Below are 20681 nucleotides of genomic sequence, written 5' to 3'. Positions count from 1 at the left end.
TTACTCCGCTGCTATCGATTGTGGCTTTGGTTTCGGCTTGGCGCCGTGTTCGTATTCCTCAAGGAAATCCAGAACCTCTTGGCGGTAGGTGTAGTAATCGGGGTGTTCAAGTAGCGCCTTGCGTGTCCGTGGGCGCGGCAGTTTGACGTCGGTGATTTTACCGATGGTTGCCTGCGGGCCGTTGGTCATCATCACCACGCGGTCAGCAAGCAAGATCGCCTCGTCCACGTCGTGGGTCACGCAGATCGCGGTGACCTTGGTGCGCGACCAGACTTCCATCAACACTTCTTGAAGTTCCCAACGGGTCAGGCTGTCGAGCATCCCGAATGGTTCATCCAACAGCAGCAGTTTGGGAGACAAAGCAAAGGCGCGGGCGATACCGACGCGCTGCTTCATGCCGTTTGACATGCTGACGGCGGATTTATCCATGCTGTCGGCCAGACCAACGCGTTCAAGATAGTATTCGACAACGTCTTGGCGTTCCGCTTGGGACGCTTTGGGGTAGACCTTGTCGACACCAATCGCGACATTTTCTTTGGCTGTGAGCCAAGGGAAAAGATTGGGCGATTGGAACACAACAGCGCGCTCTGGGTCGGCACCTTGCACGTCCCAACCATCAAGACGGATCGCACCCTTTGAAATCGGGTTTAGTCCTGCGGCCATTGTCAACACGGTGGATTTACCACAGCCCGAATGCCCGATGAGGCTGATGAATTCACCTTTGTTTACCTTGAGGTCAAAGTCTTCGACCACAGTCAGGGGACCCTTTGGGGTGGGGTAAATTTTATGCAGCTTCGAGAACGTCAGAAAACCTTCGTCGCGGACGCTTTCTTGGGCTTTGGCAACGGCGGCTGGTACACTATGGATCGGCGTGACATCTGGCAAGAGGCGTGTGCCTTCGACCTTGGACGCGATGCCTTTGTCCATCAGGTATTTCGTGACTGACGCACGCAGTTTCTTGAAACCATCATGGTTGTTCATTTCGGTCCGGTCGCGTGGGCGCGGAATATCGACGCTGAATTCATCGCCAAGCGTGCCATCAGGGTTCAGGGCGATGATCCGGTCGGCCAGAACAATGGCTTCGTCCACGTCGTTGGTGATCAGAACGCAGGTCTTTTTGTCGGCTTCCCAGATGTGTTCGATTTCATCCGCGAGGTTCGCACGTGTCAGCGCATCAAGCGCGGACAGTGGTTCGTCCAGCAACAGAACCTCTGGGTTCATGGCCAACGCGCGCGCGACGTTCACACGTTGCCGCATACCGCCGGACAATTCAGCAGGGCGACGTCCCATCGCATGACCAAGCCCAACCATTTTGACGTAATGGGCAACTTTTTCGGCCTTTTCAGCCTTAGGCATCTTTGGGAACACGCTATCAAGTGCAAGCTGCACGTTGCCCGCTACCGTCAGCCACGGCATCAGCGAATAGTTCTGAAAGATCACGCCGCGTTCCGGGCCGGGGCCTGTAATGGGCGCTTCTTTGAAGGTGACCTTTCCAGATGTGGGCTGTTCCAGCCCTGCCATCAGGTTGATTAAAGTGGTTTTACCGGTGCCGGAAAAACCAAGGAGGACTAGGAATTCGCCCTCTTTCACTTCGAGGTCGATGTTCTTGAGCACATCAGACTTATGCAGTCCTTCGCCAAAGCTTCTTGAGACGTTGTCGAACTTGAGAATGCTCATGGTCTTACCGCTGCTCTGTGAATGTGAACATGGATTGCAGGGCGTACATGACCCGGTCGAGCATGAACCCGATGATCCCGATGGTCAGAACGGCAACCATGATTTTAGCAAGCGACTGTGACGAGCCGTTTTGGAATTCATCCCAGACGAATTTGCCAAGACCGGGGTTCTGCGCCAGCATTTCTGCGGCAATCAGCACCATCCAGCCAACACCCAGTGACAGGCGAAGACCTGTAAAGATCAGCGGCAGCGCCGAAGGTAGCACCAGCTTGGTGATCTTTGTGTAGGTGTTCATTTTCAGAACTTTGGAAACGGACACGAGGTCTTTGTCGATGCTTGCCACACCCAATGCGGTGTTGATCAGCGTTGGCCAAAGTGAACAAAGGGTAACGGTAATCGCAGACACAAGGAACGATTTTGAGAACATACCGTCATTGGTTGCGTAGACGGCTGAGACAACCATCGTCACAATCGGCAACCAAGCGAGTGGTGAAACAGGTTTAAAGATCTGGATCATTGGGTTGATTGCTGCGTTCGCCGTCGGGCTAAGGCCCGCCATGATCCCCAGTGGGATTGCAACGATTGACGCAATCAAGAAGCCAAAGAATACCGTTTTTATCGAGGTCCAGATTTGGTCGTAGTACGTTGGTTTGCCAGTGTAGGGGCGATCACGAACCTTATCCATGTCGCCGTTGGCGATGTGTTCAGCGTTGCGCGCGTCTTGGCGTTCATAGAATGCGACTTCTTTTTCGCCTTCGCGGATAGCGTCAGCGTGCAGGTTGCCGACCTGTTCCCACACGGCCGCAGGCCCGGGGATCGCACCAAGGGATGTTTGTACCTTTGGCGCAAGCGTGCCCCAAGCCACAAGGAAAATACCAATCGCAAGGATCGGCACACCCAACAGACGCCAAATTTCGGAAAACTGGGCGCGTGGGTTGTCGCCTGCGACGGCTTTGAGAATGGGGGTTACCCATGACAGGCCCAAAACTTGGAACCATGCGTCTGCCTTGTTGATCCTTGTGAACAGGCGCGCGCGGCGTGCTTCTGCGTCAAGGGTATCTGGGTCGATTGCGGTCATGATGCTGTTGTCCTGTGGTCTGTTAGGGCAAGTGAGGTGCCCCACCCCAAAGCGGGGTAGGGCGTTATGTTGCGTTAGCCTTGGATTTCATTACCGACGATGATCTGTTCGCCCTTGAGGCCAATAGGCAGGCTGTCCAGATAAGCGTTTGGTGTGCGGCCATCGTAGGCAATGCCGTCGATGATATCCTCAGCAGGTGTTGGTGCTTTGAAGCCGTCGCTGTCCCATGGGAAATCAGCCTCGTCCGCCATGCCTTCGTCGACCAGCAGGCGTGCTGCTTCGAGGTAGATGTCAGGACGGTAGACGTCTTGGGCTGTCTCAATGAACCATTCGTCGGTCTTAGGCTCCGCGATTTGGCCCCAGCGCCGCATTTGGGTCAGGTACCAGATAGCGTCTGAATAGAACGGGTAAGTCGCGTTGTAGCGGAAGAACACGTTGAAATCAGGCACTTCGCGAACGTCGCCTTTTTCGTATTCAAACGTACCAGTCATCGAGTTCGCGATTACTTCGGCGTCTGCACCGACGTATTCAGAGCGCGCCAGAATTTCCACGGCTTCTTCGCGGTTGGCGTTGTCGTTTTCATCCAGCCAGATAGCAGCCCGGATCAGCGCCTTGGTCAGAGCCAATGTGGTATTCGGGTTCTCTTCTGCGAATTCAGCTGACAGGCCGAACACTTTTTCAGGGTTGTTCTTCCAAAGCTCATAATCGGTGATCACTGGAACGCCGATGCCTTTGAATACGGCCGCTTGGTTCCATGGCTCACCAACGCAGTAACCAAAGATTGTACCCGCTTCGAGAGTGGCCGGCATCTGAGGAGGAGGTGTCACAGACAGCAGCACGTCAGCGCCAATCTGGCCGCTGATGTCGTCAGTTGAATAGTAACCCGGCTCTAGCCCGCCTGCGGCAAGCCAGTAACGCAGTTCATAGTTGTGCGTAGAAACGGGGAAAACCATGCCCATGTTGAATGGGATACCTTGGTCTTTGTAGTCTTCAACAACGGGTGCCAGGGCGCTTGCGCTGATTGGGTGCTGTGGACGACCATCGTCCATCAGGGGCACGTTTGGTTTCATCTGTTCCCAGATTTCGTTGGAAACAGTAATACCGTTGCCGTTCAAATCCATAGAAAACGGTGTGATGATATGTGCTTCGGTACCAAAACCGATTGTCGCGGCCAATGGTTGACCTGCAAGCATATGCGCTCCGTCTAGCTGGCCGTCGATGACGCCATCCAGCAGAACTTTCCAGTTCGCTTGTGCCTCAAGTGTGACGTACAGGCCTTCGTCTTCGAAATAGCCGTTTTCATAGGCAACAGCCAAAGGTGCCATATCTGTCAGTTTGATAAAGCCAAACGTCAGGTCCTCTTTTTCTAGGTCAAGGGTTTGACCAATGGCAGTGGTGCCAAGAAGAATGCTGGCTGTCAGCGCAAGTGGGAGGGTCTTAAGCATATTCGCGGTCCTTTCCGTGTAACGCGGCAATGAAAAAAGCCGCCCGATAAATCTACGCAGGGAGGATTGCGCAGAGGTATCGAGCGGCTTTGCTCAAATTAATTTGTCGCCAATCGGTGGAGACATTTAAAAGACGCCATTGTCTTTGTTAGGTCCATCATGGCTTTTGTGTCGGGGTATTCAAGTCGATGTTCGCGGCGGAACGGCGCATAATGCTGCGGTACAGCATTTGCACAATTTTTCATCGCTATTGCGTGTCGAAGTCGAATATCGCGCCATCAAAGAATGCGTCGGGTCCCAGAATCATTTGGCCTGCCGTCGATGAAACGGCGGTGGATGCACGAAGTGCGCCTTCGACTTTTACGGATGCTCCGGGCATGTCGATTCCAAGCGGGCCAAGATATTCGCGGTATAAATCACTACGAAAGCAAGCCATCCCGCGACGCACCGCGTCCTCGTGATCCAGTCCACCCCAGGCCGCTATCCGTTCCGCGATCCAAGCTGCCTGACTGCGCCAAGGAAAATTGCCCGCATTTTTTTGGAAGAATAAAAAATGGTCAGGGCTGATTGGTGGCGTACCTTTGCGGCGGACAATTTGGCCTGAAATTGCGGGGTCAATCGCTTCGTGTGGGAGATCGATATGTTGGCTGCGTGCCAAGATTTCGACTGCGAGGGGCTTATTGGTTGGCTGATCAAGCCAGCGCGTCGCGCGGTAGATGGCGCGGACTAAGCCACGGCTGGCGTCAGGATGCTGTTCAACCCAATCATGGGTTGCGCCCAGTACTTTTTCTGGTGCGAATTGCCAAATGGCGGACCCAGGAAGGATCAGTTCGGCGACCCCTTGTTGAACGGCCGCCGTGCCCCACGGTTCGCCCACGCAAAACATATCGAGCGTCCCGTTTGCGACGGCATCGGCCATGCGAGGCGGTGGAACGGTTATAATTTCGACACGGTTGCTTCGGAATGAAGGATGCGCCGACAGCCAGTGTTCCAACAGCATACGGTGCATCGAAAAAGGAAAGGGGATGCCGATCCGGATGATTTTTCGTTTTGAGCCAAACAATGCCGTTGCAGCAGGGGCTGGGCTGGAAAAATCAGCGGTCCAGCCTGTTTTCTCCATGTCCCGTGCAAGGCTTTGCGATACCCCAATGACGGTGCCATTCACAGATAGCACCATTAGCGCATCGACGGCTGTTGGCATGCCGCTTTGCCCTAATGTCATGGCGAGTGGCATCGGTGACAGCATATGTGCCGCATCAATTTGACCAAGTGCCAAAAGATCACGCAATGCGGACCATGATGGCTGTCGGATTAACTGCAGCTCAATGCCTTCATCGTGTGCAAACCGTAGCTCTCGGGCTATAATTAACGGCGCTGCGTCTATCAGTGGAAGAAAGCCGCATTTTACTTCGTGTATTGTCATCCCAATAAATCCGCGGCTGTGACAAGCGCATGGGCGACATCGATGACCTTGCGGCCTTGGTCCATCGCAGTTTTGCGTAGCAGGCTATATGCGTCTTCTTCATTTATATTGCGCGCGTTCATCAACAGCCCCTTGGCGCGATCAATTGTTTTACGGTCCGTTAGTGCCTGCTTTGCTGCGTCAAGTTCACGGCGCATTTGTTCGACCATTTTGAAGCGCGCGATTGCGGTTTCCAAAACTGGCTTAATGCGGTTTTTCTGCAGTCCGTCAACAACATAGGCGCTCAGCCCCGCAGTGATCGCCGCCTGTGTAAGATCCGCATCTGATCTGTCCACGAACATTGCGACAGGGCGCGCCTTGGCATGCGATATTGCCCCGATATGTTCCAAAGTATCCCGATCAGGGTGGGCGATGTCGATCAGCACAATATCAGGGTCGATCTCTGTCAGCTTAGGGGCAAGCGCCGAAATGTCAGAGACGATAAATACATTCCCCCAACCACCGTCTTTTAACGCGTCAATAATATCTTGCGCGCGCGCAGCGTCAGGTTCAACAACCAAAATTTTCAAGGCGACATCCATAGCACCTGCTAGCAGCGAAGAGGAAAAGAGATAAGCCGCATCGGGGGAAATGCTTTTGGGTGAATGGTATTATAATTTAAAAGTTGAAATTTTAAGCGATGTGGCGTGCTTTTAAGCGGAGCGGTTCATGCCCTAAGCCTCGGGCTGAAATGTGCTGTTCATAAAATTTTGCGTATCCTGATCAATCAGGCCGTCTGCAGCGAGAGGCGCATTGCGATTGGACTTCCATGACGTACTGATCTGTTTGCAATGATAGAATTGAAAACTGTTAAATGGCTTGAATATGTGACGATTGATCTTTTCAAGACTGTGAACACCCCATGTCATCCGGCCCAATCGACTGTCCGGTACGATGCAGTACTTTGTTGGGCACTTACGGTCGCTGTCACGAGCAAAAATGTGATCGCTATGATGGATTTGCCCTTTTGAGCTTTGTGCGTAACGCCAAACTCCGTTGAAGCTTTTGTATTTGAGGGGGGACGCGACAACTGCGTCAAATATGCTGCGATTATTGGGTTCATGAACCAATTCGTCGACATCACAAAGCAACACAGCGCGGGCTTTGGCTAAAAAGCGATCTCGGGCAAGATTAAGGAGTGCGGGCTGTAAAAACTTAGTACTGCCCGCGCCAGTGCAGGTTGTGTGATGCGCGCCGTGGCTGTGTGGTGCGGTCAATACGTCTGCGACCTTCAGGCCGGGAATGCGTGCCAACGTTCGCCGCAGATCTTCGCTGCTGTATGCAGTACTACCGTTATCAGCGATCAAAATGGCATCGACGCCGTGATTGCGCTGATGTGCAAGGCCCCAGTCGTAAACCCAGTTCAGATCATCATTTTTAATCTGCGTATACAATACGTTACATCCGTCATAGCGGCTGTAGTTGGCAGGGTTTACCGGAAGAGTTAAACGTTCTTTTTCAATTTGAATGGATAGGGTTGAACCGATTGCATCGCAGGGCAGATCTAGCGTGTCGAATTTCAAATTCTCGCTAAGGCGATACTGAATTGATGTGTCGTCGACTTTGATATCAGCACTAAGCAGCGTTTTTTTAAAGTCTAGAAGCTTCGGCATAACTAGCCGTACGCACCCTTGGGTTGGCATCCACACACAGTCATAAATGAGTGTGTTGTTGTCGTATCCATCCCAGAATGCTTTATCCTGCACTTCTGTTCCGCGCGGCAGGCCCCTTGTGCCAAACGCGCTGTGGGGCGCGCGCAGGCTTGCGAGAGTGTAAATTTTGCTAAGCAAGAGTTTGGCCATTATGGAAGGATGACATCCTATTTGGGGGGAATGTTTAGCTTGAGAGGCCGAGAGCTCGGCCTGATGCGGCGTTGTTTTATCAACCACCAAGCGCGGCGAATGTAGTTTGCGGCCTTGAGCCGGTAATGTGGTAAACGTTTGTACCATTTGAATTTGTTAACTAAGCCGAAATTGGCCCCGGTGATCGAACTTACGTCGCCGTCATCAACATGGCTTGAAAATGGTTCAAGTCCCATTTGTCGAAAGTCATGTTTGAAGAACCGGTTCAGTTCATGGTCAAATGCTCGAGTTTGTGGCCACAAATTTGGCAACAGCCGTTCTGCAACGCCCTTGTGAAGCAGATAAGTCGCGTTTCCTGTGAATGGCCCAGCATATGCGTTAAGTGTGTATGGTCCCAACGTGCCTTGGCGAATTGGAAGCTTCGCACGGATGCAGTTGAAACGAACGGTATCCCAGTGATCAGCGCCAGCAAGAGCAACGTCAAGGCTTTCTAAGAAGTCTTCGTGAAAGACGACGTCGTCTTCTAAGATCAGCGCCACTTTATAGTCAGATGCTATGAATGCTTCCCAGACGGCGATATGGCTGGCGTAGCAGCCCATCTTTCCGGGAATGATCGGACTGCCCATGTTCCGTGCATAGGCATCAGCATCAGCACGTTTAGCCAATTCATCAGCGTGATCTTTGCCGTAAATCGCTGAGAACCGGGTGTAATTCAACCCGAGCGTGTTCAGCTGATCTTCCATTTCAGCGCGACGCTCAGTGTCACGATCTAGGTTGATTAACCAAATGCCGACATCCGCGCGGGTTAATGGATTAGCCATCGAGATCGGCCCATTTAAGTTGGGTATTCCGTGTGACGGCTTGGGTCAGGGTTTTGCCGACGACTTTGTCAAAATCGTATCCGGCGATTTCACCAGATCCCGGGCGACGGGCCCATATGTCGGCTTCGGTTATGACGTGTCCGGCTGGTAAGTCCCGGTCTGCAACAACGCTGGCACGGGCAAAACGGTAGACGTCTTCTTCGGCGCTTGTACGTTGTTTGGGATTCATCAGGGCCGTATGAATTTCACGGGACCGATCAATGATGTGACGTAGTTCTGACGGATCCATCGAGTTAATAATATCCGGGCCCTTGCGATAACGGCTATCGGTGTAGTGGCGTTCTAAAATGCATGCGCCAAGTGCGACCGAGGCCAGTGCCATTTCTGGCCCAATGGAATGGTCCGAAAATCCGACAATGGCATTGGGGAATGCGTCTTTAAGGTCCGTTACACCTTGCAGTGAAACAATCTCCGGGGGCGATGGATACAGGTTTGTACATTCTAGCAGCGCATATTCGATGCCTGCATCTTCGAGAATTTGTACTGAGGCTCGGACGCTGTCGATACTTTGCATGCCCGTCGACATGATCACAGGTTTTCCCATCCGCGCAATGTGACGGATAAGGGGGAGGTTGTCTGCTTCGCCCGAACCAATTTTGAACGCAGGAACGTCCAGATCGTTTAGGAAATCGGCAGCGGCACGCGAAAATGGAGTGGAAATCCAGATCATGCCGAGGCTCTCGGTGTATTCTTTCAGCGCCTTTTCATCGTCAAGCGATAGTGCGCAGGCGGCCATGACATCCCAGATGGACACATCGGCGTTCGGCGGAAAGATCTGTTTAGCCTCTTCGGTCATCTCATCTTCGATGATGTGGGTCTGGTGCTTGATCATTTCGCAGCCTGCACCAGCAGCAAGACGCACCATTTTCTTGGCGACCTCAAGGTCTCCTCCATGGTTAATGCCGATTTCAGCGATCACCAGCGGCGGGTGCTCTGGGCCAATTTTGCGACCTGCGATTTCCATGTGCATGCTCCTGCGGTATTGTTAATGTGGTTCTACGGTCTTTGACGCGGCGGAGCAATTGCAGTGTGAGCATTGCAATGGATCGGCTCTTGGTCCAAGTGAGATACGATTGATAAAGTAGGGCCTGTGATGATCCGTCGAATAATGAAAAAGCTCGAAAAAAAAGAGCAGAACCTGCGCCAATCATTTGGCCATGACATCACTGATCCGCAAGAACGTAAGCGGTCACAGTTTCATTTCAATTGGCTCGATCATGGGATATTGCGCCTGCGTTGGCATAATTTTGAAGAATTCGCGCCTGGTGCGTATCGCTCGAACCATCCAAATCATGCGCGGTTCGAAGCCTATGCCGCGATGGGGATCAAATCTGTTTTAAACCTGCGTGGTGTGGCTAAGCAGCCGCATTACTTGTTCGAAGTCGAAAGCTGTGAGAGGCTGGGTCTAACCTTGGTGAACTCTCAGATGGCGGCGCGGCGGGCGCCATCGGTCAAAGAACTTACATCTTTGATCAGCGCCTTTGAAACAATCGAACGGCCGTTTTTGTTGCATTGTAAATCAGGTGCCGACCGTACCGGGTTGGCAGCAGCGATTTATCTCATGATGTTTGCGGGGGCGCCATTAAGTGTCGCGCAAAAGCAGCTTAGCTTTCGATTCCTGCATATCCGCAAAACGCATACCGGAATTTTGGATCACTTCTTAGATGTTTATGCGGCACGCATTGCACGATCGCCCATCGCGATCGACGACTGGATTACGACTGAATACGATCCAGAAGCGTTAACGAAGAGCTTTGCGGAAAAGCAGGCAACTTTGAGGTTTTGGCAGGGATGGCGGTAGGCGGCGAAAGAATTTAGCTAAATTCTTTCTATTGTGCTGGCGCACGAACCCCGTCAGAAATTTGTTTACCCATCAAATATTCGATCACGTCCCAGTCAAACGGACTATCGACATCGAGACTGCGTTCATTGGGTACGATGAGCGGAATTACGTGGCCTTCGAATAGGCGGGTCGCGCTGCGCAGGTACGAAGGCTTTACCACATAGACCAATCCAACGTGGTCATATACCATAGGCGCCTGTTGGCGGGCGACAACGCCATGGGGTAGGGGCTTTGACACATGTAGCCCACCAGTCTCGTCGGTCTCTAACATATTGAAATAGGGGTTCTTGCGGCTTTCGCAGCAGGACATGACCATATCGGGCTGTTCTTTGAAGAATAGGTCGAGGCCAGCGTCCACATCCTCGGGCAGGCGCAGGGGAGATGTACAATCCAGATCAAGGAATGCATTCGCAGGGCCGGTTTGTTTTTCGACCTCAAGCAGTGCGTGCTGCCACACGTCCCATTTGGCGGCTGTATCAGTCGCCAAATGGTCGGGGCGCAGCCCGATATCCAATGCGCCGCGTTTCAGCCCATGTTCATACATCTTAGGGCAATCAGTGGACACGACAACATGATCAACGCGGTCATTTTCGAACAACTGGTCCAGCGCCCAATCGATCAGGGGCTTACCATGTAGGTCGCGAAAATTCTTGCCCGGGACGCCCTTGCTGCCCGCACGGGCGCCGATGTGACCAATGATCATTGTCGTCCCCTTAGTCGCGTGTGCCAGCGAAGCGTTCAGCCCATTCTTCGCGCTCTTCGTCGGTGATTTTGCGGAACAGGTTTTCGGGCACCGTGAACGCGTGGCCTGCGGGCAGCGTTTCCACCGCTGCCGCCACATCAGTGGGCCAACTGTCATCAGTCGTCTGCATCGCGGCGATCATCGTCGCTGCAGCATCTGGAATGAACGGTGCTGATAGAACTGCATAGATCCGTATCAGGTTCAGCGCGAGGCGGATTTGCATCGCGGCGGTTTCTGGATCGGTCTTAAACGTCGTCCACGGCGCGTTAGATTGTAGGTATTCATTGCCCAACACCCAAATTGCGCGTAGCTCGGCTGCTGCTTTGCGGACTTCGGTCGCTTCCATATGGGTTTCAAAGGCGCGGATGCGGGTCGTGAGGTCGGCGATCAACTGTTCTTCGGCGCGACCATAGGTGCCACCTGCGGGAACATCCTCAGAGAACTTTGACCGGCAAAATTTTGTCACGCGGCTCACAAAGTTGCCGAGCACATCGGCAAGGTCTTTATTGGTGTCTGTTTGGAACGTTTCCCACGTGAATTCAGCATCTGAGGATTCCGGTGCGTGGGACAAAAGCCACCAACGCCAATAGTCAGAGGGTAGCAATTCAAGCGCTTGGTCCATGAACACGCCACGTCCACGCGAAGTGCTGAACTGACCGCCATCATAGTTCAGATAGTTGAACGATTTGATGTAATCGACCAGCTTCCAAGGCTCTTTTGTCCCCATGATTGTCGCAGGGAACGATAGGGTGTGGAATGGCACGTTATCCTTGCCCATGAACTGGGTGTAGGTCACGTCGTCGGCACCTTTATCTGTGCGCCACCAGCGTTCCCAATCGGTGCCTTTACCTGCATCTTCCCATTCTTGCGCGCAGGCGATGTATTCGATGGGCGCGTCGAACCAGACGTAGAACACTTTGCCTTCCATGCCGGGCCATTCGGCGTCTCCGCGTTTGACGGGTACGCCCCAATCCAGGTCACGGGTGATCCCACGGTCTTGCAGGCCGTCACCGTCTGTCAGCCATTTCTTAGCGATCGATGTCGTAAGAATTGGCCAGTCTGCTTTACTGTCGATCCAAGCTGCCAAGTCGTCCTTTAGCTCTGACTGGCAGAGATACAGGTGTTTTGTTTCGCGGACTTCAAGATCGGTTGAACCGGAAATCGTGGAATGCGCGTCGATCAGGTCGGTCGGGTCAAGCTGTTTGGTGCAGTTGTCACATTGGTCGCCACGGGCGGACTCAAACCCACAGTTAGGGCAGGTGCCTTCGATGTAGCGGTCGGGTAGGAAACGACCGTCTGCAACAGAATATACCTGTTCTTCGGTAACTTCGCGGATCAACCCCATATCGGCCAGACGGCCTGCAAAGGCTTGCGTCAGCTTTTGGTTTTGCGGGCTGGATGAACGACCAAAGTGATCGAACGAAAGGCGAAAGCCGTCGGCGATTTTGGCCTGCACGTCGTGCATTTCGGCGCAGTATTCTGCGACAGGTTTACCTGCCTTGGCCGCAGCCAGTTCCGCCGGTGTACCGTGTTCATCGGTCGCGCATAGGAACAAAACTTCGTTACCACGTGCGCGCATGTAGCGGGCGAACAGGTCAGCGGGCAATTGGCTGCCCACAAGGTTACCAAGGTGTTTAATCCCGTTGATATAGGGGATTGCTGACGTAATGAGGTGACGGGCCATCGTGTTTTCCTATCAATTTGGGCCTATCTAACGGGGTAATGCGTTAGATGCCAGATGTAGTAGGCATCTACTGGCGTTGAACGTTTTGCGACGATACGATGCACTTAGAAAAATCAAAATTGGGACTAACCATGAAAACAATCATATTAGGCGCAGCATTTGCTGCATTGGCGGGCGCTGCAAGCGCACAAAATTTCTACGCAGGTGCGGCACTTGATTATGCATATCCGCATTCGGGTGACACGCAAACACTTGGGTCGCTGATTGGCGGCATTGGCTTTGGGCAAGGTCTGTACAGCTACGGTGCCGAGGTCGAAGTTGGCGGTCACGCGGGCGGCGATGCTGATTATGGCACTCAGCGTTTGCGCGCATGGGGCTCTTACGATCTTGGGACAGTTTCGGCACGCGTCGCTGGTGGTATCACCGAGTATGACCTGCAAAGCGGAAGTGCTGACGGATATAACTTAGGTGTTGGTGTGGAAACCGGGTTTACCGATCGCGTAACACTACGTGCTGAATTTATTCGCGACTTCATGGATGACAATTCAACTGCGGCCGTCACGACAACGCGAATTGGTGCATTCTACAACTTTTGAATAATGTGGTCCGGCCCCGAAATGGGACCGGGCCTTTTCTGTTATTGGGCGGTGTAGCCGCCATCGACCAAGTGATAACTGCCTGTGATGAAACTGGCGTCTTCTGAAAGTAAGAATAGGGTGAGTTTTGCGACCTCTTCTGGTGTTCCAAGCCGCTTGGTTGCGTGCTGGCTGGCAAGATAGGCCATTGTGTCTGCATCCAAATTTTCATCCAGCAAAGGTGTTTTGATAAAACCAGGCCCGATCGAATTGATACGGATGCCTTTATCGCCGTATTCTAAAGCTGCCGATTTTGTCATACCCACGACCCCGTGTTTTGCCGCAACATATGCGCCAGAATTGGCGATCCCCACGGACCCTAAAACAGAAGCAATGTTCACAATTGCGCCTGACCCACCGGTTTCGAGCATCTTTGGGATACCATAGCGAATACCGTAGAAGACGCCGGTTAGATTCACATCAATAACTTTTTGCCAGCTTTCAATGGGGTATTCACCCAATGGTGCGGCCGCGCCGCCAACACCGGCATTGTTGACCAGCATATCAAGGGTCCCGCCAAATTCGGCTGCGGCTTGAACCATGGCGCCAACGTCTTCGGCATCTGAGGTGTCGACCTTAAATGCTCTGGCGTTTTTGCCCAAATTTGCGGCCAGTTCTTCAGCGTGATCCATATTCAGGTCGGCGATCAACACCTTTGCGCCAGCGGTTACAAGTTCTTCGACGATAGCCTTGCCAATGCCGGAACCTCCACCAGTTACGATTGCTGTTTTACCATTGAAATCATAGGCCATTTTGAACTTCCTTTCGAAAATGTCTGTACAACTTATCTAAGTACCAGAGCCCCGAACTAGGAGGCCACTGGCGCGCATCATCTGTGTGTATATGCACAACGCTATTGCAGGGGTTGCGTTGATGAAATGGGTCATTAGTTTTACCCTAACGCTCTCTAAATAGGATAAATTTCATGAAGACCCTTCCCCTTGGCCGCACCGGCATCCAAGTCACTGAATGGTGCCTAGGAACCATGACCTACGGCAACCAAACCCCAGAAGATGATGCGCATAATCAGATTGATATGGCGTTAGATGCTGGGATCAATTTTTTGGATACGGCCGAGGCCTATCCCGTTAACCCGATCAAAGCAGAGACTGTCGGCCTGTCTGAAGAAATCGTTGGCAACTGGTTGGCCAAGACCGGGCGCCGCGATGAGGTTATTATTGCGACCAAAGTTTCCGGAAATAATCCGGGCTGGGTGCGCGACGGCAAAGGTTTTGACGGTGGTAACATTCGCGAAACGACTGAGGCGTCGCTGAAACGCTTGAAAACAGACGTTATCGACCTTTACCAACTGCATTGGCCCGATCGAGGGTCCTACATGTTCCGCCAAAACTGGACCTTTGATCCGTCAGGTCAGAACCGTCAAAAGACGCTTGACCATATGATGGGCGTGCTGACCACATTGGGTGATTTGGTGAAAGAAGGTAAAATTCGCGCTGTTGGTACATCGAACGAATCCGCATGGGGTATGACCAAATGGGTTGATCTGGCCGAAGAGGCTGGCTTGCCGCGTATGGCATCAGTGCAGAACGAATATTCCCTGCTTTGCCGTCTGTACGACACTGATATGGCCGAGATGTCCGTGAACGAAGATGTGACGCTTTTGTCGTTCTCTCCGCTTGCATGTGGGTTGCTGACAGGGAAATACCAGAACGGTGCATTGCCAGAAGGTAGCCGTATGGCGATCAACGGCGACCTTGGCGGCCGCAAATCAGACCGCGTGTTTGAAGTGACACAAGCCTATCTTGATCTGGCTGCGAAACACGGTGTCGATCCCGTGCACATGTCGATGGCATGGCAACGCACACGTCCGTTCCCCGTTTCCGCAATCTTCGGCGCGACCACGTCTGCGCAGTTGGAGCAAATTTTGGGCGGCAAAGACGTTGTACTTAGCGATGAGTTGGTTGCTGAGATTGATCAGGTGCACAAAGCGCACCCAATGCCCTATTAAGTAGGGTGGATCGGGATCCACCCTACGGGGTGGGTCTAAATCGTCATTTGAAATCTTGGGCCGGGGCGCGTTGTGATCTCGGCCCAACCCATTGCCCGGTAGGCGGCCGCAGCGCCGGGGTTATCGGGGGCGGTGCCAATTGTTAGCCTGGTCGCGCCGTGCGCCTGAGCATGCTCTTTGGCCGCTGCGACAAGGCGCCGACCAACCCCGCGCCCCCGCATTTCTTCATTCACATACAAATGCAAGATATCGACGCTATCGCCGTCGTTCATGGGCCGCCAATGCATGACCAGTGCGGCATAGCCGACGGCCTGTGCGCCCTTGCGTGCGATCAACCCAACCAGTGGTCCGTCAATGAATTTCGTTTGGGTCTCTGCAAATCCGCGCGTGCAGGTGTCGCCGTGGAACGCACAAAGCTTGCTTATCATATCCAGAAGCTCTGGGATGTCTTTTGGTGAGACTTGATTGATTTTTATCATCGGAATTGTCCTTTGCGTTTGCCGCAAGGACACAAGAATAACCTGAACACCCTTGCGGGCGTATCGGTGTCTTTGATGTCAGGAAAGAACCGGCCGCCGCGATATGGGGCCGGTAAAATAAACTGCTGCGATGTGCATACAAATGGTCATGCCGCAGTCCTGCCAGATGCCGGGATGGTCTGTCAAGAATTCCGCCTTGTGGCACTGGCATTTTTCAGTGAGTGTCGCAGCAAGTTGATCTAACCACGGGAGTTCCCCATGCCACTCACTATGAACCGCGAGGTTTTTATCACCTGCGCTGTGACCGGATCGGGCGCGACCCAAGACCGTAGCCAACATGTGCCGCGTTCACCGAAGCAGATTGCAGATAGCGCGATTGATGCTGCCAAAGCGGGCGCTGCCGTCGTGCATTGCCATGTGCGTGATCCCGATACTGGCGCACCTTCGCGACGGCTGGACCTGTACCGTGAGGTCACCGACCGCATTCGTGACGCAGAGGTCGATGTCGTCTTGAACCTGACCGCAGGGATGGGGGGCGATATTGTGTTTGGTGGCGTTGAGGCACCGTTTCCGACCGTAGAGGGTACCGACATGATTGGCGCGACAGAACGCGTTGCCCATGTCGCCGAATGCTTGCCAGAGATTTGCACGCTTGATTGCGGCACGATGAACTTTGCCGAGGCAGATTATGTCATGACGAATACGCCGGGCATGTTGGTTGCAATGGGGCGCATGATGACCGAATTGGGCGTGAAGCCTGAAATCGAAGCCTTTGACACCGGGCATCTTTGGTATGCAAAGCAGCTTGTCAAAGATGGTGTGTTGGACAGTCCCGCGCTCGTTCAGCTTTGTATGGGGGTGCCTTGGGGTGCGCCTGATGATCTGAATACATTTATGGCGATGGTGAACAACGTACCTGATGACTGGACGTTTAGTGCCTTTGGGCTTGGGCGGTCGCAAATGCCCTATGTCGCAGCAAGCGTGCTGGCGGGCGGTAACGTACGTGTTGGGTTAGAAGATAATCTGATGCTAGATCGTGGCGTTATGGCGACAAACGCGCAGTTGGTTGAACGGGCGGTCGGAACGATTGAAAACCTTGGCGCACGTGTGATCGGCCCCGCAGAGGTACGTGCCAAATTGGGCCTAACCAAACGCGCACCGGTGACCACATGAGAATTTTATTCGCAATACTCCTGCTTGCTAGCTGTGCGCCGATGGCCGTCTACCGCGATGTCGATGCACCGATTTCATCGAAAGCGCTGTTTGAACCAGCCCGCTATGTTGGTGTGTGGCACGAGGTGGCGCGCTATCCCGTGCCGTTTGAAAAGGACTGCGCGCGGGCCATAGCGGAATATGGCCTGCTCGACAACGGCACCCTGTCGGTGCTTAATATTTGCCGCAACGCAGATGGCACCGAACGGTCGCGCATCAATGGAAGTGCAAACGTCGTTGGCCCCGGCCGCCTAGTGGTGCGTTTTGACGGCGTGCCGTTTGTCGCTGCCGATTACTGGGTTCTTTGGGTGGATGACGGCTATCGCACGGCGGTTGTTGGCGCACCCAATGGCAAGTCGGGGTGGATTTTAAACCGTGATCCTGAAATACCCGCGGATAGGTTGCGCGCTGCGCGCGATATTTTAAAGTTTAATGGCTATGACCTTAGCCAGTTGATGGAGGTTACCCCATGAAGAAATTGATCTTGGGATGTATTGTATTTTTGTCTGCTTGCGAGACTGGCGGGGCGATGGGGGGAAGTGCGGGAATGCACGAATACCTTGTTATCGGAAACCGGATGACGTTTGAGCAGTGCCGCGCGCGTGGTGGTTTGATTATCCGTGACCACGGCAGTGCGATGGTGGCATGTGATCCATCGGTCCGTGGTGAACCTGTTCCGGCTGATGAATTCAATCACCCTTCTGCACAAGGCTAGTACCAAGTGACACAAACGGCAGCAATCATCGGCGGTGGCGTCATTGGCGGTGGTTGGGCCGCTCGGTTTTTGTTGATGGGCTGGGATGTCCGGGTTTTCGACCCTGATCCAGAGGCCACCCGGAAGATTGGCGAAGTCATTGCCAACGCACGTCGTTCCCTACCGGGGTTGTCAGACGTTGCGCTACCAGCCGAAGGCAATCTTAGCTTTCACGACACGATGTCTGATGCGGTTCAAGGCGCATCGTGGATTCAGGAAAGCGTACCGGAACGCCTACCACTTAAGCGCAAGGTTTATCAGACGCTGCAGGACCATTGCGCGCATGACGCTGTGATCGGGTCATCGACCAGTGGTTTCAAGCCCAGCGAATTGCACGGATGTGCTACGCGCCCCGAACAGATCGTGGTCGCGCATCCGTTCAACCCGGTTTATCTGCTGCCCTTGGTGGAACTGGTTCCCGGCGAGAAAACGTCGGCAACTATCACCGCTACAGCCAAAGAAATCCTGACCGCCATCGGCATGTACCCTTTGCACATCAAGGCCGAGATCGACGCGCATATCGCAGATCGCCTGCTAGAGGCAGTTTGGCGAGAGGCCCTTTGGTTGATCAACGATGGGATCGCCACGACGGAAGAAATCGACGACGCCATCCGCTATGGCTTTGGCCTGCGCTGGGCGCAGATGGGTCTGTTCGAAACCTACCGCATTGCCGGTGGCGAAGCAGGCATGCGCCATTTCATCGAACAGTTCGGCCCTTGTCTAAAATGGCCTTGGACCAAGCTGATGGATGTGCCGGAACTGACGGACACGTTGATTGATAAGATCGCAGATCAGTCTGATGCGCAGTCGGGCGCCATGTCTATTCGCGAACTTGAACGCACCCGCGATGATAACTTGGTCACGATCCTTCGGGGACTAAAGGCGCAAGATTGGGGGGCGGGGGCGTTGCTGAATGCCCAAGACCAGCGGAACGCAGGCAAGCCCGTTCTGCCCAATGACCGCAAACCAATTGTGACGGTTGAACGGGCCGTTCCGCTAGATTGGACAGATTACAACGGTCACATGAACGAGGCACGGTATCTACAAGCCTTTGGTGATGCGTCTGATCAGATGATGCTGCTTGCCGGTGTTGATGCGGATTATATCGCTGCCGGTGCCAGCTACTTTACCGCTGAAACTCACATCCGCCACATCGACGAAGTGCATGCAGGTACAGTGATCCGTGTCGAGACCCAAGTGCTTTCTGGTGCGGGCAAAAAGATGCATCTGTTTCACCGGATGCTTGCTGGTGACCGCGAACTCGCGACGGGGGAACATATGTTGATCCACGTGAGCCTTGAAACGCGCCGCGCCTGTGATCCGTCATCAAAAGTGTCTGCCGCTCTACAACAGGTCGCCACCGCACACGCCGCGTTGCCAATGCCGCAAGGCGCGGGCAAGTCGGTTGGTGTGAAGGGGTAGCCCAACATGGAGCTTTGGATCCCGATCACGCTTGCAGCGGCATCGGCGCAGGCGCTGCGGTTTATGCTGCAAAAACACTTGCGTGGTATGCAGCTATCGACGGCAGGCGCGACCTTTGCACGGTTTATCTATTCGTCACCATTGGTCGTTCTAATCGCGATCATCTATGCGCGTACCAGCGGGCAGGGTGTTCCCCAAATCCCTGCGTCTTTTTGGCCCTATGCGATTGCTGGCGGTGCCTCGCAGATCTTGGCGACGATGTGTGTTGTAGCACTGTTCAGTCATCGCAACTTTGCTGTCGGGATCACGTTTAAGAAAACCGAAGTCTTACTAAGTGCGCTGATTGGGTTTGTGATCCTTGGTGATGTCATCACTGGCTGGGCCATTGGTGCGATGGTTATCGGCCTTGTCGGGGTGTTGTTGCTTTCTGATCCGCCCAATGCGATTGGGCCGTGGCACCAACGGATTTTTAATCGCGCGACGGCGCTGGGCCTTGGGGCAGGGGTGCTGTTTGGCGTGTCTGGAAACGGATACCGTGGCGCGTCACTGTCGTTGCTGGAAGGTGATGTATTCTACCGCGCGATTGTAACACTCGCGATTGTGACTGCGCTGCAAACGGTAGCGATGGCACTATGGTTGGTTTGGCGTGAACGCGGAGAAATTATGCGCGTGATGCGGGCTTGGCGGGTTGCAGGGCTTGTCGGATTAACCAGCATGGTCGGGTCGATCTGTTGGTTCAACGCTTACACTTTGCAAACTGCGGCCTATGTGAACGCACTGGGGCAGATTGAACTGCTACTGTCGTTGGCGATTGGTGCATTCGCATTTGGTGAAAAGATCAGCCGCCGGGAATGGCAGGGGATTCTATTTCTTGCGGTTAGCATCGTGCTATTGGTGCTTGTCACCTAAAGTGGGCTTTGACCGCCAAGGCGGCTGACCAAACGTGCCTCATCGTTGTTGCGAAAGAATGGTACGGTCTTGGGTCGCACACCAGACGCAATTTGCGCGGTGAGCTCAGCCAACACGACTTGCGTGATAAATGGCAGATCAAAACGGCGCGCATCCATAAGCGGGACCCATTGCAAATGCGCGAGTTCGTCTTCGGCCCGGCTGAAATCATCGGGGTCCGTAACAAATGCCGAAACATCTGTTAAAAAGAAACGCGCATCAAAACGGCGTGGCCGACCGGGCGGTGTAACGGCCCGAAAGAAAAACTGTAAAGCAGAACCATTTGGGTGATGCTCAGACCGCGCAAACCCACGCCACCCCTTTGGTGCATCTGACCATGATGCAGGTGTGCCAACGATATGACCGGTCTCTTCCCACAGTTCGCGAATTGCGGCTGCGGCAAGGGTGGTTGGCGCAAGATTGCTGTCTTCGCGCAGTTGCGTATCGTCAATGCTGGACAGGGCGGTGATGGGGACGGTGGCATCGACTGGGTCCACCGCGCCACCCGGAAAAACGAACTTGCCCGGCATAAACGCAGCTGACGAACCGCGCTGCCCCATAAGAACTGATGGATTTGTCGTTGCATCGCGTAACACAATAATTGTTGCTGCGTCGCGGACTGCTGATTTATCCATCTGGTCCCTTTTT

At 53.6% G+C, this 20681-nt stretch carries 21 protein-coding genes; 8 read left to right on the top strand and 13 right to left on the bottom strand.

Annotation, left to right across the window (positions count from 1 at the left end; genetic code table 11):
• The 8 genes from CYQ09_RS08100 to CYQ09_RS08065 form a co-directional block, all read right to left on the bottom strand.
• Positions 1–1677 carry an ABC transporter ATP-binding protein gene (locus CYQ09_RS08100; protein WP_106744909.1) on the bottom strand — a complete coding sequence of 559 codons (1677 nt, stop codon included), beginning with the start codon at positions 1675–1677 and terminating at the stop codon, positions 1–3.
• A 4-nt stretch (positions 1678–1681) separates the two neighbouring features.
• Entirely contained in the window at positions 1682–2755 is a 1074-nt protein-coding gene (locus CYQ09_RS08095; protein ID WP_106744908.1) for an ABC transporter permease, read from the bottom strand.
• 74 nt (positions 2756–2829) lie between these two features.
• Positions 2830–4200: a CmpA/NrtA family ABC transporter substrate-binding protein gene (locus CYQ09_RS08090; RefSeq protein WP_106744907.1), complete on the bottom strand. Its 1371-nt coding sequence runs from the start codon at positions 4198–4200 to the stop codon at positions 2830–2832.
• A gap of 247 nt (positions 4201–4447) precedes the next feature.
• The gene (locus CYQ09_RS08085) at positions 4448–5623 is read right to left on the bottom strand and encodes a CmpA/NrtA family ABC transporter substrate-binding protein (protein WP_106744906.1); all 1176 of its coding nucleotides are present in this window, start codon (positions 5621–5623) and stop codon (positions 4448–4450) included.
• Positions 5620–6204 (bottom strand): ANTAR domain-containing response regulator, encoded by a 585-nt coding sequence (locus CYQ09_RS08080; protein WP_106744905.1) that lies wholly within the window; start codon positions 6202–6204, stop codon positions 5620–5622. The genes CYQ09_RS08085 and CYQ09_RS08080 overlap by 4 nt, the downstream gene beginning before the upstream one ends.
• Before the next feature lie 132 nt (positions 6205–6336).
• A complete protein-coding gene (locus CYQ09_RS08075; RefSeq protein ID WP_162617601.1) occupies positions 6337–7551 on the bottom strand; it encodes a hypothetical protein in 1215 nt (404 codons plus the stop codon).
• Positions 7482–8285 carry a glycosyltransferase family 25 protein gene (locus tag CYQ09_RS08070; RefSeq protein ID WP_106744903.1) on the bottom strand — a complete coding sequence of 268 codons (804 nt, stop codon included), beginning with the start codon at positions 8283–8285 and terminating at the stop codon, positions 7482–7484. Before CYQ09_RS08070 ends, CYQ09_RS08075 begins: the two co-directional genes overlap by 70 nt.
• Positions 8278–9309: an N-acetylneuraminate synthase family protein gene (locus CYQ09_RS08065; protein ID WP_106744902.1), complete on the bottom strand. Its 1032-nt coding sequence runs from the start codon at positions 9307–9309 to the stop codon at positions 8278–8280. Before CYQ09_RS08065 ends, CYQ09_RS08070 begins: the two co-directional genes overlap by 8 nt.
• Before the next feature lie 129 nt (positions 9310–9438).
• On the opposite strand from CYQ09_RS08065, the gene CYQ09_RS08060 reads away from it, so the two are divergent.
• Positions 9439–10146, top strand: a complete 708-nt coding sequence (locus CYQ09_RS08060) for a tyrosine-protein phosphatase (RefSeq protein ID WP_106744901.1) — start codon at positions 9439–9441, stop codon at positions 10144–10146.
• 28 nt (positions 10147–10174) lie between these two features.
• On the opposite strand, the gene CYQ09_RS08055 is transcribed toward CYQ09_RS08060, so the two are convergent.
• On the bottom strand, positions 10175–10891 hold the full coding sequence (locus tag CYQ09_RS08055) for an acylneuraminate cytidylyltransferase family protein (RefSeq protein ID WP_106744900.1): 717 nt from the start codon (positions 10889–10891) through the stop codon (positions 10175–10177).
• A 10-nt stretch (positions 10892–10901) separates the two neighbouring features.
• On the bottom strand, positions 10902–12614 hold the full coding sequence (gene metG / locus CYQ09_RS08050; RefSeq protein WP_106744899.1) for a methionine--tRNA ligase: 1713 nt from the start codon (positions 12612–12614) through the stop codon (positions 10902–10904).
• A gap of 131 nt (positions 12615–12745) precedes the next feature.
• Here metG and CYQ09_RS08045 point away from each other — a divergent pair, with 131 nt between their 5' ends.
• Positions 12746–13210: a hypothetical protein gene (locus tag CYQ09_RS08045; RefSeq protein ID WP_162617600.1), complete on the top strand. Its 465-nt coding sequence runs from the start codon at positions 12746–12748 to the stop codon at positions 13208–13210.
• A 41-nt stretch (positions 13211–13251) separates the two neighbouring features.
• On the opposite strand, the gene CYQ09_RS08040 is transcribed toward CYQ09_RS08045, so the two are convergent.
• The gene (locus CYQ09_RS08040; protein WP_106744897.1) at positions 13252–14001 is read right to left on the bottom strand and encodes an SDR family NAD(P)-dependent oxidoreductase; all 750 of its coding nucleotides are present in this window, start codon (positions 13999–14001) and stop codon (positions 13252–13254) included.
• A 173-nt stretch (positions 14002–14174) separates the two neighbouring features.
• Between CYQ09_RS08040 and CYQ09_RS08035 the strand changes: the two genes are divergently transcribed.
• A complete protein-coding gene (locus tag CYQ09_RS08035) occupies positions 14175–15218 on the top strand; it encodes an aldo/keto reductase (protein WP_106744896.1) in 1044 nt (347 codons plus the stop codon).
• 35 nt (positions 15219–15253) lie between these two features.
• Here CYQ09_RS08035 and CYQ09_RS08030 read toward each other — a convergent pair whose 3' ends face one another.
• Positions 15254–15697: a GNAT family N-acetyltransferase gene (locus tag CYQ09_RS08030; RefSeq protein WP_106744895.1), complete on the bottom strand. Its 444-nt coding sequence runs from the start codon at positions 15695–15697 to the stop codon at positions 15254–15256.
• 258 nt (positions 15698–15955) lie between these two features.
• Between CYQ09_RS08030 and CYQ09_RS08025 the strand changes: the two genes are divergently transcribed.
• Genes CYQ09_RS08025 through CYQ09_RS08005 form a run of 5 tightly spaced genes read left to right on the top strand, consistent with a single transcriptional unit; the run spans position 15956 to position 19994 of the window.
• Positions 15956–16870 (top strand): 3-keto-5-aminohexanoate cleavage protein, encoded by a 915-nt coding sequence (locus CYQ09_RS08025; RefSeq protein ID WP_106744894.1) that lies wholly within the window; start codon positions 15956–15958, stop codon positions 16868–16870.
• Entirely contained in the window at positions 16867–17382 is a 516-nt protein-coding gene (locus CYQ09_RS08020) for a lipocalin family protein (protein WP_106744893.1), read from the top strand. The genes CYQ09_RS08025 and CYQ09_RS08020 overlap by 4 nt, the downstream gene beginning before the upstream one ends.
• On the top strand, positions 17379–17624 hold the full coding sequence (locus CYQ09_RS08015; RefSeq protein ID WP_106744892.1) for a hypothetical protein: 246 nt from the start codon (positions 17379–17381) through the stop codon (positions 17622–17624). The genes CYQ09_RS08020 and CYQ09_RS08015 overlap by 4 nt, the downstream gene beginning before the upstream one ends.
• A 6-nt stretch (positions 17625–17630) precedes the next feature.
• Entirely contained in the window at positions 17631–19085 is a 1455-nt protein-coding gene (locus tag CYQ09_RS08010) for a carnitine 3-dehydrogenase (protein ID WP_106744891.1), read from the top strand.
• A 6-nt stretch (positions 19086–19091) separates the two neighbouring features.
• A complete protein-coding gene (locus CYQ09_RS08005; RefSeq protein ID WP_106744890.1) occupies positions 19092–19994 on the top strand; it encodes a DMT family transporter in 903 nt (300 codons plus the stop codon).
• On the opposite strand, the gene CYQ09_RS08000 is transcribed toward CYQ09_RS08005, so the two are convergent.
• Positions 19991–20668: an NUDIX hydrolase gene (locus CYQ09_RS08000; RefSeq protein ID WP_239495888.1), complete on the bottom strand. Its 678-nt coding sequence runs from the start codon at positions 20666–20668 to the stop codon at positions 19991–19993. The two genes, CYQ09_RS08005 and CYQ09_RS08000, sit on opposite strands and share 4 nt — an antisense overlap.
• Between the last annotated feature and the right edge of the window lie 13 nt (positions 20669–20681).

This window comes from Yoonia maritima (assembly GCF_002933395.1).
Classification (GTDB): Bacteria; Pseudomonadota; Alphaproteobacteria; order Rhodobacterales; family Rhodobacteraceae; genus Yoonia; species Yoonia maritima_A.
Note: the sequence above shows the minus strand (reverse complement) of the source record. Positions and strands in the feature narration are given on the sequence as shown.